Origin of the sequence: Streptococcus respiraculi, from assembly GCF_003595525.1 — a bacterium.
Taxonomy (GTDB): Bacteria; Bacillota; Bacilli; order Lactobacillales; family Streptococcaceae; genus Streptococcus; species Streptococcus respiraculi.
Genome location: NZ_CP022680.1, coordinates 1,011,723 through 1,029,801, shown reverse-complemented (window position 1 = coordinate 1,029,801; position 18,079 = coordinate 1,011,723). Strand labels below are relative to the sequence as shown.

Here is an 18,079-nt window from a genome sequence, read left to right as displayed (position 1 = left end):
TCTAGAATAATTCTTTTTCTTTTTCTATATTCTAGTAAGTCACTTCATTTTAGAACTTTCGAACTTTCTTCATATTTAGACTTCCTTTCAAGTTTTATTTATTGTACAATAAATAAAACTAAGTCATCTTTTTGTTGGGAAAATGGGAAAAATCATGAAATCAAAACTTGGCATCACACTTAGAAAAGTTCGTAAAGGCAAACAAATCAGTCTATGTTCTGTAGCTGATGAGCATCTTTCAAAATCGCAAATATCCCGATTTGAGCGTGGAGAATCAGAAATATCATGTATACGACTGATCAATATTTTAGACAAATTACACATTACGTTAGATGAATTTCTTATTTTACATGATCAGGACTATACCAAAACCGAGTCATTCGTTAATTTGGTTCAGTATATTCGTAAGCAATATTCATCACAAAACATCAATAATATACAATCTCTACTTTCTGATTCCTCAAATTACACTTTAGATTCTTTTGAAAAAACAATGGTAAAATCCATTTTACACACAATGGATTCAAGCATCATTCCATCAGATGATGAATTGCTTCAGTTAACAGATTATCTCTTTAAAGTTGAAAAATGGGGATACTATGAAATCATTTTATTAGGTAACTGTGTACGAACAATTAACTATAACTCCTACTTTCTATTGACGAAAGAAATGTTAAACAATTACATATACCCTTCATTGAATAAAACTAATAAACGAGCTGTCACTCAGCTTGCTATCAATTGTTTAATCCTTAGCATAGATATGGAAGAATTTACTAACTGCTTCTATTTAATTGATGAGATAAAAGTATTGTTAGATAACGAATTAAACTTTTATGAACAGACAGTTTTTCTCTATGCAATTGGTTACTTTGAATTTAAACGTTGCCAATCAACTAGTGGAACTGAAAAAATGAAACAGGCTATACAAGTACTTGATATTTTAGGAGAGGATAAATTAAAATTACACTACACTAGCCATTTTGATAAACTAGTCAACAAAGAATAAGGGGAATCATTCTCTACCTTTTAACGATATACCAATCAAGGGTGTCTCAATAAAAAACATCTACTCTTACAACTTTTCTCTTTTACTATAGGTAGCTAAAAAGCCTTGGAAACTGCTATTTCCAAGGCTTTCTTTGTATTCTATTGTATCAATTTCCTTATTCCGATTTCGGTGGCAATTATCTTCTTTATCATCTATCCACCTACACACTTTCTATATCTTTCAACTTAACAGAGACAATCTTTGATACGCCTGACTCTTGCATGGTCACCCCATACATGGCATCTGCTGCTGCCATTGTCCCCTTACGGTGGGTAACGACAATAAATTGGCTGGACTTATCAAATCGATTGAGATAATCCCCAAAACGTTTGACATTGGCCTCATCAAGCGCGGCTTCCACCTCATCCAAAATAACAAACGGAATGGTCTTCACGCGGATAATTGAAAAGAGAAGAGCAAGGGCTGACAAGGCTTTTTCACCACCAGACATCAAATTCAGAGACTGGATTTTCTTACCCGGCGGCTGAACGGAAATCTCTACGCCTGCAGTCAAAATATCTGGACTAGTCAAAATTAAATCTGCTGACCCGCCACCAAACATTTGCTTAAAAGTCCGCTTAAAGCTCTCGCGAATGGCTTCAAAGGTCTGTTTAAAGCGTTCCTTGACCTCGTCATCCATTTCATGAATGGTATCGAGCAAGAGATTACGGGCTGATAAGATATCCTCACGCTGTTCATTTAAGAAGGTCAAGCGCTGATACACTTCTTCGTACTGGGCAATCGCTTCTAAGTTGACAGGCCCCAACGCACGAATGGCACGTTCTAAGTCTTTGAGGGTCTGCTCTGCACGAGTCAAATCTTCTAGGACTTCAGCCTTTGTCTGCGCTTCTTCAAAACTCATTTTATAATGCTCTGTCAAATTAGCCAGCAAGGTCTTGAGCCGACCAGCTTCTTGCTCATAATCTGCCTCGAGCTTGGCTTGCTTGCGAATCAACTCGTCATTTTTCAAGCGCATTTGCTCTAACCGTGACTGAATATCTTCGAATTGCCCCTCAATATCTTCAAGTTCTAACTTGAGGCGGATGAGAAGCTGATTGGTCTCGGTCTGCTTGCTTTTAGCTGCCAGCAATTGCTCTTCTAACATCTCTAAGCTCGTATCATCCTGCGCTTCTACTTTCTGATCAATGACAGCCTGCAAAAGCTCCATTTCATGCACAACACTTGCTTCTTCTTCTTGCAGGCGCGTGATGTCTGTCTGCTCAAAGCGTACTTCACTGATCCGCTCGCTCTGAGTGACTTTCAGGCTTGATAGACTTTCTTGCAAGGTCTGCACCTGCTCTTGAATGGCATAGCGATTGGTCTTCATCTCCTCAATCTGCTCTGTCAACTTAGCCTTTTTCTCACTAAAATCAGCAAGCTGTGTCTGGTAATTACTTGCCAAATCCTGCAAGTCAGATAAGATGCTTTGACCTGCCTGTCCTACTTGCACATCGTACAAGGTCTGTAATTCCCCAAGCTTATCGGCTAGCTGTTCATAAGAGAAGCGAATCCGTTGCTCAACAAGGCGCGCCTCCTCACCAAATTCTTTTGTTTCTTCCAGAGATTGACGAATGGCTTCTGCTTCTTCTTTTTTCCCAGCTACTAGCTGTTCTTGCTCCTGCAATTCCTTGCTTAAAACTGCTATTTCTTCTGCTAGCAGGTCTAATTCTGGCTTAACAAAAGTGGTATTATTGGTACGATTGCTTCCTCCTGCAAAAGCTCCACCAGGGCGAATTTCGGTACCGTCTAAGGTTACCAGACGCACTTGGAATTTGGTCGCCCGCGCAGCCTGATTGGCATGCTCTATCGTATCAAAAATGGCTATCGTTCCCAGTAAATTTTGGAAAATAGGTTCTAACCGAACATCAAAGCTAACCAAATCACTTGCTAAGCCTAAAAATCCTGTCGCAGATTGCAATTGGCTCAAGAGATGACTTGCTAAATGGCGCGGTTTAATCGTGGTCAACGGCAAAAAGGTAGCCCGACCTTGCCGATGTTGTTTCAAGAAAGCAATGGCGGACTTGGCTGTTGCCTCATCTTCGACAATCACATGCTGACTCGCTCCACCAAGCGCAATTTCAAGAGCCGTCTGATACTCTATATCAAAGGTTAAATTGGCACTGACTGCTCCTACAATTCCACCGATTCGATCAGCCTGTTGCAAGACAGCCTTGACACCCGCATAGAAATTTGAATGATTCTGCAAAATCGCTTCCAGACTGGATTGACGGGCTTTTTTCGTCTTTAATTGATCCAACAAGTCAAACATCTTAGACTGGCTGGCCTGATAATCCTTGTCCAAGGCAACTAGGACTTTTTGCTTATCCTGATAGTCTTCTAGCAAGTGCTGTAAATGCGCTTCTGCCTCGGTGAGATTTTTCTCTAGCTGGGCTAATTCTGCTTGACTGGTCTTGATTTCCGACTGCAGGCGGGCTAATTCTTCTGACTGGCTCTCTGTTAAACGATGTTGATTGGCAATATCTTGCTCTACTTTGGCAAGACTATTAGATACTTCAGCCTCATCTTGTAGCAATTTGACATACTGCTCTCTCAGATGATCGAGCACTTGATCTGGATCTTCTGAAAAATAGCCTAGTTCTACTTCTTTTTCTGCAATCGCTATTTTCATCTTTTCCAATTCTTCCTGTAACTGGGTCAGATGAGCAGTTTTCTCAACTAGTAGTTCGCTTGTTTTCGCACGTTTTTCGTCCAAATCGAGCAACCGAGCTTGCGCTTCTTGGCGACTGGTTTCGTTCTGACTGGACTCCAATTGATGCACTTCAATCTTGCGCTCTAAATCACTGATAAGCTTGGTCACATCGAGTAAAACAGCCTGTTCATGCTCTAATTTGATATTCAACTGCTGGCGCTGCTGTTTCAAAGCCTGATTTTTAAGTTCAAACTGATCGCGTTGCTCATAATACTGGGCCAAGTCAGCCTTCACTTGATTTAAACCCGCCTCTTTTTGCTGAATGCTCTTGTGTCCTCTGGTAATCTGAGCCACTAAGACATTCAGATACAAATCTTTACGTTCTTCGTCTAATATCAAGTATTTCTGAGCTACTTGAGCCTGTTTTTCAAGCGGTTTGACTTGGTTGTCTAACTCATAAATAATATCTTCAAGACGATCCAGATTGTCCTGAGCCTGTGATAATTTACTCTCTGTTTCTTTCTTACGAGTTTTGTATTTCAGAACACCTGCGGCCTCTTCAAAAATCGCACGGCGTTCCTCTGGCTTAGAGTTAAAAATCGCTTCAACCCGACCTTGGGAAATAATCGAAAAGGAATCTCGACCGAGACCTGTATCCATAAACAAATCATGAATATCTCGTAAGCGAACTTTCTGACCATCAATCAGATACTCGCTGTCTCCTGAACGGTAAATATGGCGCTCGACCTTGATTTCTTTCTGACGACCTGCAATGAAACCTGTACTATTATCCAAGGTAACGATAACAGAGGCATAATTGAGTGCCTTGCGACTTTCAGTTCCTGCAAAAATGACGTCTGGCATTTTCCCACCACGGAGACTTTTTGCAGACGATTCACCCAAGGCCCAACGAAGACTTTCTGTGATATTGGACTTACCTGAACCATTTGGACCAACAACTGCCGTTACCCCTCGGTCAAAGATAACCTTTGTTTTATCTGCAAAGGACTTGAAGCCCTGCATTTCAATTGATTTGAGATACATACCTACCCTCTTGCCTCCACTGCATTCTTCGCAGCAGCTTGTTCAGCTTGTTTTTTGGAGCGTCCTTGACCTCTGCCTATAGCTTGACCATTTACCAATACTTCAACCTCAAACACTTTATCGTGGGCTGGGCCATCTTCTGCTACAACTTGGTATTGAATCATGATTTCGCCGTTCACCTGCAATAGTTCCTGCAAACTTGTCTTGTAATCTGTCACACGTTCAAAATTCCCGACTTCAAGTTGCGGAATCATGACTTGGTAGAGAAACGCTTCAACCGCCTCTACCCCCTTATCTAAGAGAAGAGCACCTAAAAAGGCTTCAAATAAATCTCCTAAAATCGTATCACGATTGCGACCGCCAGACTTTTCTTCCCCTTTACCAAGACGAAGAAAAGCTTCAAAACCACAAGCACGTGTAAACCCTGCTAAACTTTCCTCTCGCACGAAAGTTGAGCGCAGCTTGGACATTTCTCCTTCTGGAAAATGGGGGTATTTCTGGTACAAATAACGAGAAATAATCAATTGTAGAACAGCGTCTCCTAAAAATTCCAAACGCTCATTATGTGAAATTTTTAGAAGGCGGTGCTCATTGGCATAAGATGTGTGTGTAAAAGCTGTCTCAAGTAAGGTCAAATCTGAAAAATCAATCCCAAACTCGGCAGCCAATTTCCTTTGTAATCGTTGCATAATCTCTCCTTTTTGTCTGTCCCTATTATTATACCATATTCCCAGCTGTTTTCAGTAAAACAACGAGCATCAAGCCCCCGGTTTCTACACTACATTCGTCTATTCGTAAAAAGTGTCCTAGAATGAACATCAACAAAAAAATCTAAAAAAACTAGCTCGCGCTAGCTCCCATCTCCAACTTAAAACAAGACATGAGCCTCTGAATAGAAGAAAACCGCTTACCAGCGGTTCCTATCTCCAACTTAAAAAGGTCCACTGGACCTTTTTAACCACCTAGATATGCTTTTTTGACTTCTTCTGAGGTGAGGAGTTCTTTTCCTGTTCCTGAGAGGACGATTTTTCCTGTTTCAAGGACGTAACCTCGGTCTGCAATTGAAAGGGCCTTGTTGGCGTTTTGTTCAATTAGGAGAACGGTTGTTCCTTGTTTTTGGATATCTTGGATGATATCGAAAATTTCTTGAATAAAGATTGGCGCAAGCCCCATAGACGGTTCATCAAGAAGTAGCAATTTAGGTTGACTCATAAGAGCTCGTCCCATCGCAAGCATTTGCTGCTCTCCCCCTGAAAGGGTTGCCGCATCTTGGTTTTTCCGTTCTTCCAAACGCGGGAAGCGGGCAAAGATTTTTTTCAGATTTGCTTGGTTTTCTTCTCGATTATTGCGCAAGAATGCACCCATTTCCAAGTTTTCCATAACGGTCAAGCCTGCAAAAACATGGCGTCCTTCTGGCACTTGAGACAAGCCGTCTGCTACAATTTTACGAGCCGGAACACGTTGGATTTCATTTCCTAAAAAGCTGATTTTCCCAGAAGAGGGACGTACCAATCCTGAAATGGTCCGCAAGATAGAAGTTTTTCCTGCACCGTTTGCCCCAATCAAGGTGACAACTTCTCCTTCATTGACTTCAAAGGATACATTTTTCACCGCTTCGATGACACCGTAATGGACGGATAAGTCTTCTACTTTTAACATTGACATTAGGCCTCACCTCCAAGATAAGCTTCGATAACACGTTTATTAGTCTTAATTTCCTCTGGTGTACCATGGGCAATCAGGCGACCGTATTCTAGAACATAGATACGCTCTGTTACTTCCATAACTAAGCTCATATCATGTTCAATCAGCATAATCGTAATATTAAATTCGTTTTTGATTTTACGGATTAACTGCGTCAATTCCGCTGTTTCCTGTGGATTCATCCCCGCAGCTGGTTCATCAAGAAAGAGAATTTTTGGCTCCGTCGCTAAGGCACGAACGATTTCCAGACGGCGTTGTTGTCCATAGGGAAGATTTTTAGCCAAGGTATCAGCATCCTTATCTAAATCAAAGATTTTCAAGAGTTCAATTGCTTTTTCACGGAGAGTCATTTCATTCTTGTAAAAGGCAGGGAGACGGAAAAAACTTGCAAAAACATGATTTTTCCCGTGGTTGCTTAAGCCAATCAACACATTTTCCAAGACAGTCATATCTTTGAACAAACGGATATTTTGGAAGGTCCGCCCCAATCCGAGAGCAGCAATTTTAGACGGAGCTTTGCCGTTTAAGAGAGTTCCTGCTAGGGTAATCGTTCCCTCACTTGGCTCATAGACGCCGGTCAAGAGATTAAAAAGAGTCGTCTTTCCTGCACCATTTGGTCCAATCAAACCGACCAATTCGCCTTCGTGCAACTCCATGGTCACATCACCAACGGCGGTCAGACCACCGAAGTTTTTGGTTAATTTTTTTACATCAAGAAGCGCCATTAGTTTGCATCCTCCTTCTTCTTGAAGAATCGAGCAAAGGATAATTCCTTCGTTCCTAAAAGACCACCTGGACGGAAAATCATGAGCAAGATAAGGGCAAGTGAGTAGATAATCATGCTGACACTTGCATAGCTCTTGAGGTAAACGTTTAAGACGCCTAGGACAATCGCTGCTACAAAGGTGCCCGTGATTGAGCCAAGTCCACCCAATACAATGATAATCAAAATGTTCACAGAGGTCATAAATGCAAAGTCTTTTGGCACAATCGTACCAACATAGCCTGCATGAAGACCGCCCGCAATAGCTGCTGTCATGGCACCAAAGACAAAGGCAATAACCTTCATTTTGGTTGGATTAACCCCGACAGATTCTGCTGCAATTTCGTCTTCACGGACAGAAATAACCGTCCGTCCCATAGGACTACGTAGGAAGTTCACAGTGAAAATCGTTGTAATCACCACAAAAGCATAGACCAATTGCCAGTTGGTAAAAAGAGGAATCCCCATGATACCTGCTGCACCGTTGGTTAATTTGCCTCCATTGATGATAAAGATACGGATAATTTCAGCCACACCAAGCGTTGCAATGGCGAGGTAGTCTCCTTTTAAACGGAGCGTTGGAAGACCGACCAAGAGGGCAACACCACCTGCAAGTACCATTCCCACAAGGAGCGATACTGCAAATCCGCCATAGCTTGGCATCATTTTTCCAAGGACGCCGACAGAATAGGCACCAATTGCCATAAATCCTGCGTGGCCGAGCGAGAATTGACCTGAAAAACCAACAATCAAATTCAAGCCAACAGCCATGATGATATTAATACCAATTTGTTGAACAATCTGAATATAGTAGAAATTCAAAATACCTGTTGCAACAAGACCTTGAAGCACTCCAAAACCTGCTACTAAGACAAGGAGCCAGATTGCATTTACTTTTAGATTTCTTTCCATGACTACACCTTCTCTTTCACGTTTTTCCCAAGAATACCACTTGGTCTTACCAATAAAATGATAATCAAGACGATATAGACAATCGCATCGCGGAAGGTATCTAAACCAATCACATAGGTAAAGGTTTCAATGACCCCGATGACAAAACCACCTAGAGCTGCACCAGGAATGATTCCGATTCCACCTAAAACCGCAGCAACAAAGGCTTTCAAACCAGGTGTCATCCCCATGAGGGGCTCGATTTGGTTGTAGTACAAGCCCAGTAAGACACCAGCTGCACCTGCCAAGGCTGACCCAAGGGCAAAGGTAAAGCTAATCGTACGATTGACATTGATTCCCATTAGTTGTGCGGCATCGCTATCTACGGACACAGCGCGCATAGCTTTCCCCATTTTTGTCTTCTTGACAATAAGCTGCAAGGCCACCATGAGAAAGAGAGAAACTCCTAAGATAATCAATTGGATACTGTCTACCGTAACAGGACCAAGGTTAAATTTAGTCGCATCTAAGACCTGCGGAAAAGGTTTGACATCCGCAGTGAAGAAATAAACCATGATGTATTCCAAGAAGAAGGAAACACCAATCGCTGTAATCAAGGCTGCGATACGGGTTGAATTCCGTAAAGGTCGATAGGCTAAAAACTCAATCACAACCCCTAAAATCGCTGTCCCAATCATAGTAGCAATCAAGGCAACGAATAAGCGAAGACCTCCATTTGAAATAAAGGTTAGCTTATTTAAAAAATAATATCCCATAAAGGCTCCCATCATATAGAGATCCCCGTGGGCAAAGTTAATCAGTTTGATAATTCCATATACCATTGTATAACCCAAGGCCAACAAGGCATACACAGAACCTAGAATCAAACCATTGACCAGCTGTTGAAGCATGTGTTCACCAAACTTTCTAAAAGATTAATACTAGCCGATTTCCTAATCGCAGGCTATTTTTTGACTGTCTATACATGGCAATGGAGTCTGGGACAACCGTCCTAGACTCCTTGCTTGTATCAGTAAATAATAATGACTATTATTGATTATTTAGCTGCTTCTGTAAGAGATACTGTATCAACTGTATCTGCTTTACCGTCTTTCAAGCTCACCACATAAACAGATTTTACAACGTTGTGGTCTTTGTCGATAGACATTTTACCAGTTACTCCGTCAAAGTCTTTCAAAGCAGCCAATTTATCTTTTACTTCTACAGAGTTTTTTGCTCCTTTTGATGCTTCTGCTGCCATATAAACTGAGTCATAAGCAAGTGCTGAGAACATAGAAGGTTCTTCGCCATATTCTTTCATATACGCATCATGGAATTCTTTTGCACGGTCGCTTGCTGATGGTACAAAGGCAGATAGGTAATACACTTTATTTGCTGCTGAAGCGGTTGCCAATTCTGCAAACAATGGTGAGTCAAATCCGTCTGAACCAAGGATTGGTTTGTCAATGCCAAGACCACGTGCTTGTTTGACGATTGTTCCTGTTTCGTTGTAGTAACCTGGCATGATGATGGCATCAAAGTCAAGACCTTTTAATTTTGTAAGGGCTGCTTGGAAATCTTTATCACCTGAAGCAAAGGTAATCGTTGAAACAATTTCACCCTTGTATGCATTTTGGAAGGATTCTGCAACACCTTTACCATAATCTGAAGAATTATCATAGTAAAGGACAACTTTCTTAGCATTCAAGTTCTTTGTTGCATATTCTGCCATAATTTCACCTTGGTATCCGTCCGTAAAGGTTGTACGGAAGAAGAAATCTTGTACTTTTCCTTCGCTATTCACGACAAGGTCTGTTTGCGTTCCTGAAGGAGTAATCATTGGTACACCTGCAGCTGTTACGTTTGCGATAGACGCACCTGACGCACCTGACGTTGCGGGACCGATGATGACGTTCACACCTTCACTTGCAAGACTTGTTGCAACAGTCGCTGCTTCAGCTGTTTCTGATTTGTTGTCTTTCGCAACCACTTCGATTTTCTTACCGTCAACACCACCTGCTGCATTGATTTCTTTTACTGCAAGATCTGCACCATTTTTCTCAGTTTGACCATAAGATGAAACAGCACCTGACAATTCCAAATTGTAACCGATTTTGACTGTATCGCCTAATTCGGTACCAGTCGCAGATGAGTTGGTACTTGATACATTTCCACAAGCTGCAAGAAGCGCTGCAGAAGCAAAACTAACTAAGGCTAATTTGAATTTATTTGTTTTCATAAAAACTCCTTAAAACTTTCATAATTTTTGCGATGTATCTAATATACTGAATTATCAGAAAATTGTCAACAAAAAAAGAAAAATAATTTTAAATACTATTTTTCTCTTCTTGACGCCATAAACTTCCCACAAAATTGGTATCCAATTCCTTCACATGAGAGGGAAGGACCTTCTTGACAAACTTTTCTTTTTTCAAAGTGGTCATCAGATTGTCCACGTTTTCCTGATTGACATATAGCAATAAATAACGCAATCGGCGAGAATGGTAGATGATATCCCCATACTGATTTAATTTTCTCGCATCGCGGTTGTAATGTAGATAAACTGCTAAACTCACTCGTTCTTGTTTTTCAAATGCCATACTAGTCCTCTTTCATTTCTTCTATTTCCTATTATAGCAAAAAATTTGAAAAAGCTCTCAGATGGTACTTACTTAAACGTTAAAGAATAAGCGATACTGCTAACGCCTGAGGAGCACCCTCTAAAGCTTGCTTCCATCCTTCTTTATCCGTGACGCTACCGATTTTGGTATATGACCATGTATTGCTGCCGTAAAATAAGACAAGTTGTCGGCTGTTATAGAGGACAATATCCCCGTTTTGAGTTGTCATTTTTTGGTCACTACTGGTTAGAAGCCTACCAAGACTTCCTACTTTTTCAAAGCCAGCATAATCAGACACATCAATAGTCATAGGAGCCTCTGTCAACAAGGCTACCAATTCTCGAGTCGCTTGATTGCCTTCCAAGGAAACACGAAATTGCTCCCTTCCAATCTGAATAGTGATGTCTCTTATCGCCTGCTCTACCATATCTATCTCCGTTTGATGTTTTGAACTGCTTCCTGTGTAGGAAGAATCTGTTGGGTGAGCGCTCTCGCAAGCTGCTAATCGACTGATAGATATCAGCCAGCAAATAGCGAAAAAATTTTTTATCGCTCTACACTCTGTTGCCATTCTCTTTTTTCTGACCATATTTTTTCTATTTTTCAGGCTCAATCTCTTTGAGAACCTTGGCAGGAACGCCACCGACCACTGTTCCAGGAGCTACATCCTTGGTTACAACCGCGCCTGCAGCAATCACTGCTCCGTCCCCAATCTTTACTCCTGGGCAAATGGTCGCATTCGCTCCAATCCAGACATCTTGACCAATCGAGACAGCGGCTGGCACTAAATTGCCACGTTTTGCTACCTCAAAAGAATGGTTGAGGGTTGCTATCACGACATTATGACCAACCAAGGTCCGATCCCCAATCGTGATACCCCCTTGATCCTGAAATTTACAACCTGCATTGATAAAAACATTATTACCAATGACAATATTGCGACCGCAATCTGTCGAAAAGGGCGGAAAAAGAGTAAAGTTAGCCCCAATCTGCTCTCCTGTTAATTCCTGCATCAAGGCTACCACTTCAGCTGGGCTATGATAGCTGTTGTTTAAGGTCATGGTGATTTGCAAAGCTCTCTGAGACAAGGCGTGCATGATTTCATGATTCTCCGAACCTGCAAGAACCTCCTGACCCGTTTTCATCTTTTCAAGAAATGTCTGAATATCCATATCGTCCTCCTTTTTTCATCAGTATACTTTTGATCAGCAGAAATAGCAAATACCTATCCACTATAGTTTGATATGCTTTTTAGTCATACCTGTGGTATACTAGAAAAATAGAATAGTAAAGGAGAACAAATGGAAATCAGGGTCTTACGGTATTTTCTAGAAGCTGCCAGAAAGCAAAATATGAGCAAAGCAGCCGCACAGCTCCACGTCACACAGCCTACTCTCTCCCGGCAAATCAAGGACTTGGAAGAAGAAATGGGGCACCTCCTCTTTCATCGAGGCAATCACTCTATTTCTCTAACTCCCGAAGGGGAAATCTTCTACCAACGTGCTCTTGCCATTGTCGGCATGGTCGATCGAACACTTGCTGAATTCGAGGCGATGCAAGATTTTCAAGGCGGAGATATCTCTATCGGCTGCGCAGAATCAGAAGGAATGCACCTGATTGCAAAGACAGCCAAACACCTACGCCAAGCCTACCCTCATACCACTTTTCATCTCTACAGTGGGAATTTTGAGCTGGTCACCGATCATCTAAACAAAGGCTTGCTTGATTTTGCGCTGGTTGTCCAGGAAATGGATACCTCTTCCTATCAGATTCTCGAAGTCCCTTATCAGGATACCTGGGGCTTGCTTATGCCTGCCCATGACGCTTTAGCCGAAAAAGAGAGCCTTGAGATTACCGATTTACTTGACCTTCCCTTAATTGTATCTAGGCAAGGATTCACCGATGAAATGCCCAACCCAATCAAGGAGCAAGAGGAACAGTTGCAGATTGTCGCAACCTATGATTTGATTTATAATGCCTCCCTCTTTGTCAAAGAAGGACTAGGTTACGCCCTTACCTTTGATAAATTGGTGCATACAGGCCCCGAAAACGGTCTGGTTTTTCGCCCTATCTTGCCTCAGATCAGCTCACCTATGAAACTCATCTGGAGCAAACAACAGCCCCTATCGCAAGCTGCTCAGGTCTTTCTCAGTACCTTTCAAGACTTGCTTGTATCCTTACATAACACAAAAATTCCAATTAAATGATTGGATTTTTGCAAAACGTAGACAAACCCGAAATTTATTTAAACAGAATCAAAAGCTCTGCTAACTGAACATTTGATTTTCCGATTTTCGCGAGAAGAGCGAGCCTCATCAGATATTTTTCGCTGTGGTAAAAGTAGGGAGTGGGACTCAATCGTGATTTTTTTTAAATCGATTATCCTCGCTCCTTTGTTTCTGGGCTCGGGCTAAAATAATCCACTGGATTATTTCTACCGTCCGCACCACCTAAGAAAAGTATCTCAAAAAAATTTTTTATTCAAAGAAAAAAAGACAAATTAGAAATGCTAACTTGTCTTTTTCAACGTGAGAATGTCTCACTCCTTACTTCAACTGATTATTTTCCATAATTTGGTCAATAAAGCCATAATCAAGAGTTTCTTTAGCACTCATCCAGTAATCACGCTCAGCATCTTTGTGGATTTGTTTGACAGTTTTTCCTGAATTATCCGCAAGGATTTTCTCAAGAGTGTTACGAGTTTTGAGCAAGTGCTCGGCTGCAATGGCCATATCGGTCTGTTGCGTACCGCCACCAGTACCACCCATTGGCTGGTGAATCATGTATTCTGCGTGTGGTAACATGAAGCGTTTACCCTTAGCACCGCTTGAAGCGATAATCGTTCCCATGCTGGCAGCCATTCCCATAACAATGGTTTGGACATCTGCCTTAATAAAGTTCATAGTGTCCACAATGGCAAGACCTGCTGAGACAGAACCACCAGGAGTATTGACATAGAGATAAATATCCTTGGTTGGGTCTTGCGCATCAAGGAAAAGCAACTGGGCAATGACAGAGTTTGCCATATTGTCCTCAACTGGACCTGTCAACATGATAATACGATCTTTTAAGAGGCGTGAGTAAATATCATACGAGCGTTCCCCACGGCTGGTTTGTTCAATAACTACAGGAATCATAGTATTCTCCTTTTCGATTTTGAGATTATTATACTTAAATAGTCAAAAAAGGTCAAATAAAAAACTTGAGAGGGAGCGAGATTGTTTCATCAGAAATCAAATGCCAATATTATCTACAAAAAAAGAAAGGAGACGAGTCCTTTCCTTCGTAATGGCTTATTTTGTACCGAACAGACGGTCTCCAGCATCTCCCAATCCTGGAACGATATAGCCTTTTTCATTTAATTTTTCATCTAAGGCTGCGGTGAAAATATCCACATCTGGATGAGCGGCTTGAAGGGCTTTAACGCCTTCTGGTGCTGCAACAAGGCAGACAAATTTGATATTGGTTGCACCACGTTTTTTCAGTGAATCAATCGCCAAAATCGCAGAACCACCTGTCGCAAGCATCGGGTCAACAACAAAAATTTGACGTTGGTCAATGTCTTCTGGTAATTTGACCAAGTATTCAACTGGTTGCAAGGTTTCCTCATCGCGGTACATACCGATGTGCCCAACTTTGGCAGCTGGTACAAGACTTAATAGACCGTCCACCATACCGATTCCGGCACGTAAGATTGGAACAATGGCCAATTTTTTACCAGCGATTTGTTTTTGGACAGTTTTGGTAATTGGAGTTTCAATTTCAACATCTTCTAATGGTAAGTCGCGTAGCACTTCATACCCCATTAGCATAGCGATTTCATCCACCAACTCACGAAAAGCCTTAGTAGGCGTATCTGTACGACGCAAGATGGATAATTTATGCTGAATAAGTGGATGTGCAATAACTTGGAATTTCTCCATGATATAACCTCTTCTATTTGTTTTTTCTATTTTACCAAAAAATATCAAAAAAAGCTTGCCAAAATGGCAAACTTTTTGCTCTATAATTTATTTAGTGGGGAATTTCCCTATCAAAGATGATGAAGCTTTTTATATCAGCCAAAAACACTAAACTACGGTTCATCATTATTCATTGGTTTCTTGACTATCATCTAATTGCTCCATAAAGTGTTGAAGCTTTGCAAATGTATCTATATTTAAATTACTGGATAAATCAATGCTATTGCGATTATCAACAGCTACTTTCATTTTCTCTCGACCAGCCTTTTTATCTTCTTTTTTTAACTCACTCTTATCGTTTGTAATAGTTTTAACAACATCATTCGTTTTTCTTTTTGGTTTTTCTAGACGACCGTCTTCAAAGCTTATTATCGGGGAACTATAAGGCTCTTGGGTGAATGTTCTACCTAACAATTTATCGATTACACGCCGTACTATGGAACGATTTTGATACTCAATTCTTTCCTGGATTCGTCGCCTAATGCAGTAACGCTCTTGGTTTTCTATTTTTGTCAATTTACTACTTCTTTTGAAAATGACAGACGGTAGATGAACGATATGCCATTTAATCAGACGACGATCCTTCTCCCAGAAAACTTTATAACGGCTGTCAAGATATTTAATAACTGATCGTCCTGCTGTCGTCACATAGACTTCGCAACCTCCCTTAAGGGGTTTTAAGATAGAGATAAATCCATAACGATAAAGTGTCTCCATAAAAGTTGTAAGTTTTTTGTCAATGCTTAACCAATCTATCCGACTCCCTCGGGAGTTACGTTCAACATAAAAAATTGGAGGTAAACTCTCCTCTTTAAAAGTATTATAGCTATCATCCACATAGAAAGTAAGACGATGAGACTTAGCTTCTAAAAGCAGTTGTAGCGTGGCATAAAGAAAATAGTGCATCTTTTTTCGCTTCGCTCTTAGAACACTCTTGGATAATCTTTCTTCACACTCTGGTAACCTAACATCAATCTTAGGGAGAAGTTGATAATTTTTTACCATGGGATGATTCGAAAGTCTGATGACTGAAAATCCATTTGGTGGACGAAAAATGGTCGCATATAGCGAGGAACCATTCTGAGAAAGGTAAAAGTCAGCCAGTTCTTCCTCCTCAATCAGCTGCTTTTGAATCAGTTCCTTATAATACATTTGTTCTTTCTTGTTAAACATTTAATTTACCCGTTGTACTAGTTCATTTTCTTTATTTTGTTGGCACTTATCCTAATCTAGTGTGGGCAATGGCAACCTCCTACGGAGTTCTCCCCCTTTTTGACAAGCCTAGGTCTAGCTACCCCCTCACACACTACAATTTATCATTTTTGGTGTTTTCACCACTGCGAAAAGTGCAAAAAGCATATCACTATACCATTTCTGGGAAATCCCCCTACGACAAATAATAGCACTAACAAAGAGATTTCACAATAGTAATAAAATGGCCATTCAAATGACCATTTCATTTATTACAGACTTTTTATACTTGTATAGTGGCTTGAGAAAAGAATAGGACAAGGCAAGGAGTTGCAGATAGAACTGGCGTTCATCAAAGCGACTTAACGATGCCCTAACCTTTATTCAATTCGCTATATAATCAACTAGATAGAAAGTAGCTCTACTCCCTTCCCTTGCAAGACTATTCAACACTGATACTATTTGTCCAATTGTTTCTGTTGGTGGGCACGGGACAAGCGCATCATTTCTGTATAGAGTTCTTTCAAAGGATCACGCAACGAGGGGTCTTCAAGGTAGCTACATACCTTTTTAATCACCTGCGCTTCACGGCTACTATCAAGCACTGGTAAACCATGCTCTTTTTTAATCGCAACCACCTCTAGAGCCGTCTGCATCCGCTCTTCAAACAAGCGTACGATTTCTCTATCAATTCGGTCGATGGTTTCTCTTTGTTTTGATAACATGTGATATTCCTCCTATTGTAAAACAAGTACCCCAAGCGGGTAGAAAATAGCAATGGCTGACAGGATACTCCACAGCAACATCCAGCAACCAAATAGAAATGTATCGCGACTATTGGTCCACTCTGAACCAATTGAAATCGCAACATAAGGCATGGCTGGTGCTGTTACAAAGGCAAGTGAAGCCATGTAGCCAATGGCACAAGAGATAACAGCAATATTAGCTGAAAATTGAGTGCCAGCTGATTGGTAAATAGTTAGAGCCATGGTGGTCACGACAGAGACCGTCACTAGATTCGAGGTAAAATTGGTCTGAACACCCGCCCAAACTACGAAGAAGATTACCATTAACACTGGACTAAGCCCCACCACAAATGGAGACAACTGCTCATTTAAGAGGGTAACAACTCCGACTTTTTCATTGGATAAAATCGTCCCCAAAGCCAAGGTCGATCCCACCAAGAGCATACTAGGCCAGTGCACACCTTTGGAAATAGCTTCTGAAATGTTCAATAGCGGCTTACCTTCTACATGCAATAAGGCAAGAACAGCTGTCATCAGAAGCGGTGGAAACATGATTCCAGCCTGTTTAAAGAACGCTGCAAAAGCTGGGAGACCACCTGCTAAAATTTCAGGAACCAGCCACATAGCCACCATGCCCAAAAAGATTCCAACAATCCATTTTTCCCGCTTATCAACTGGCGCTAAGTCCGTCAAACTATCTAATTCTTTGATTTGAATGTCTTTAGTATCAATTTTAAACAAAAGACGAACAGAAAAGAGCAAGACAAGAAAGAGGGCTAGCCCTGCTGGTACAGCAAATTGCATATACTGCAGGTTACTGATTGCCACTTTTGACATGGCTGCATACAGCCCCATAGCTGTAATGGCAAAGACATGGTTAATCGGTGTGATGGCGGTCCCGATGGCAATAGTGATAAACACCGCAATCAAGAGATGTGAAGCCGACTTATCGCCTTTTTTCCAGCCAAATTGTAGGCAGATTTCCTCAAACAAGGGGAGCAAGAACATGAAAATCACAGTCGGTGAAATTACACTACTCAAGATAAGAACCACTCCTAAAAAAGCTGTAATAAAGCGGGACGGTCGACTCATAGCAAAGCGACTATGAACCACTTTTGATGTCACCCGTTTCAAAAACGAAGTTTGATTCAAAGCGTAGGTCATGACAAAGGTAAACAACAAGAAAACAAAAGTCGTGTTTCCAAAAGACCACTGGGAAACCTGACCATAGGTCATCTCCGGAATCAAGCCCAGACTCACTAAGGTCAATAAACTCGGCCAATCCGTTGCTACAAATAGCCACAATATCAAGCTCCCCACCAAGGTTGCAAGGGCTGCAAAGGCCTGACTAGGTAAGCCAAATAAGTTCCACCCAAGCGACGTATTAAAAAAGGCAAGTAGGAGAACTCCTACTCCTAAAATTGTTGCCAATCCTTTCTTTTTCCAATTCATATCC

17 protein-coding genes are annotated in these 18,079 nt (G+C 41.2%); 2 read left to right on the top strand and 15 right to left on the bottom strand.

The window, feature by feature from the left end; genetic code table 11:
• Positions 1-154 precede the first annotated feature (154 nt).
• Positions 155-1,009: a helix-turn-helix domain-containing protein gene (locus CHF41_RS05210; RefSeq protein ID WP_119876296.1), complete on the top strand. Its 855-nt coding sequence runs from the start codon at positions 155-157 to the stop codon at positions 1,007-1,009.
• Between the two features lie 202 nt (positions 1,010-1,211).
• Here the strand turns inward: CHF41_RS05210 and smc are convergent, their stop codons facing one another.
• The 10 genes from smc to CHF41_RS05160 all read right to left on the bottom strand — a co-directional run bounded on the left by smc (position 1,212) and on the right by CHF41_RS05160 (position 11,896).
• Positions 1,212-4,745, bottom strand: a complete 3,534-nt coding sequence (gene smc, locus CHF41_RS05205; protein WP_119876295.1) for a chromosome segregation protein SMC — start codon at positions 4,743-4,745, stop codon at positions 1,212-1,214.
• Between the two features lie 2 nt (positions 4,746-4,747).
• Positions 4,748-5,434 (bottom strand): ribonuclease III, encoded by a 687-nt coding sequence (gene rnc, locus CHF41_RS05200; protein WP_119876294.1) that lies wholly within the window; start codon positions 5,432-5,434, stop codon positions 4,748-4,750.
• Between the two features lie 265 nt (positions 5,435-5,699).
• Positions 5,700-6,410 carry an ABC transporter ATP-binding protein gene (locus tag CHF41_RS05195; protein ID WP_075103878.1) on the bottom strand — a complete coding sequence of 237 codons (711 nt, stop codon included), beginning with the start codon at positions 6,408-6,410 and terminating at the stop codon, positions 5,700-5,702.
• A complete protein-coding gene (locus CHF41_RS05190) occupies positions 6,410-7,174 on the bottom strand; it encodes an ABC transporter ATP-binding protein (RefSeq protein WP_119876293.1) in 765 nt (254 codons plus the stop codon). The genes CHF41_RS05195 and CHF41_RS05190 overlap by 1 nt, the downstream gene beginning before the upstream one ends.
• Positions 7,174-8,124, bottom strand: coding sequence for a branched-chain amino acid ABC transporter permease (locus CHF41_RS05185; RefSeq protein ID WP_119876292.1), 951 nt, complete (start codon positions 8,122-8,124; stop codon positions 7,174-7,176). The genes CHF41_RS05190 and CHF41_RS05185 overlap by 1 nt, the downstream gene beginning before the upstream one ends.
• A 2-nt stretch (positions 8,125-8,126) precedes the next feature.
• Entirely contained in the window at positions 8,127-9,014 is an 888-nt protein-coding gene (locus tag CHF41_RS05180; protein WP_119876291.1) for a branched-chain amino acid ABC transporter permease, read from the bottom strand.
• Between the two features lie 146 nt (positions 9,015-9,160).
• The gene (locus CHF41_RS05175) at positions 9,161-10,342 is read right to left on the bottom strand and encodes an ABC transporter substrate-binding protein (protein WP_119876290.1); all 1,182 of its coding nucleotides are present in this window, start codon (positions 10,340-10,342) and stop codon (positions 9,161-9,163) included.
• A gap of 88 nt (positions 10,343-10,430) precedes the next feature.
• The gene (locus CHF41_RS05170; protein WP_119876289.1) at positions 10,431-10,703 is read right to left on the bottom strand and encodes a YlbG family protein; all 273 of its coding nucleotides are present in this window, start codon (positions 10,701-10,703) and stop codon (positions 10,431-10,433) included.
• Positions 10,704-10,782: 79 nt separating this feature from the next.
• Complete coding sequence (locus CHF41_RS05165; protein WP_119876288.1) at positions 10,783-11,151, bottom strand: cyclophilin-like fold protein; 369 nt, start codon at positions 11,149-11,151, stop codon at positions 10,783-10,785.
• A gap of 169 nt (positions 11,152-11,320) precedes the next feature.
• Positions 11,321-11,896, bottom strand: coding sequence for a DapH/DapD/GlmU-related protein (locus tag CHF41_RS05160; protein ID WP_119876287.1), 576 nt, complete (start codon positions 11,894-11,896; stop codon positions 11,321-11,323).
• 129 nt (positions 11,897-12,025) lie between these two features.
• On the opposite strand from CHF41_RS05160, the gene CHF41_RS05155 reads away from it, so the two are divergent.
• Complete coding sequence (locus CHF41_RS05155; RefSeq protein ID WP_119876286.1) at positions 12,026-12,931, top strand: LysR family transcriptional regulator; 906 nt, start codon at positions 12,026-12,028, stop codon at positions 12,929-12,931.
• A gap of 339 nt (positions 12,932-13,270) precedes the next feature.
• Here the strand turns inward: CHF41_RS05155 and CHF41_RS05150 are convergent, their stop codons facing one another.
• The 5 genes from CHF41_RS05150 to CHF41_RS05130 form a co-directional block, all read right to left on the bottom strand.
• Positions 13,271-13,879, bottom strand: a complete 609-nt coding sequence (locus tag CHF41_RS05150; RefSeq protein ID WP_119876285.1) for an ATP-dependent Clp protease proteolytic subunit — start codon at positions 13,877-13,879, stop codon at positions 13,271-13,273.
• 138 nt (positions 13,880-14,017) lie between these two features.
• The gene (gene upp, locus CHF41_RS05145; protein ID WP_075098859.1) at positions 14,018-14,647 is read right to left on the bottom strand and encodes a uracil phosphoribosyltransferase; all 630 of its coding nucleotides are present in this window, start codon (positions 14,645-14,647) and stop codon (positions 14,018-14,020) included.
• Positions 14,648-14,812: 165 nt separating this feature from the next.
• Entirely contained in the window at positions 14,813-15,838 is a 1,026-nt protein-coding gene (locus CHF41_RS05140) for a hypothetical protein (protein WP_162911920.1), read from the bottom strand.
• Between the two features lie 497 nt (positions 15,839-16,335).
• Positions 16,336-16,602: a chorismate mutase gene (locus tag CHF41_RS05135; RefSeq protein WP_119876283.1), complete on the bottom strand. Its 267-nt coding sequence runs from the start codon at positions 16,600-16,602 to the stop codon at positions 16,336-16,338.
• A 12-nt stretch (positions 16,603-16,614) separates the two neighbouring features.
• A complete protein-coding gene (locus CHF41_RS05130; RefSeq protein WP_240622971.1) occupies positions 16,615-18,075 on the bottom strand; it encodes an SLC13 family permease in 1,461 nt (486 codons plus the stop codon).
• Positions 18,076-18,079: the final 4 nt, after the last annotated feature.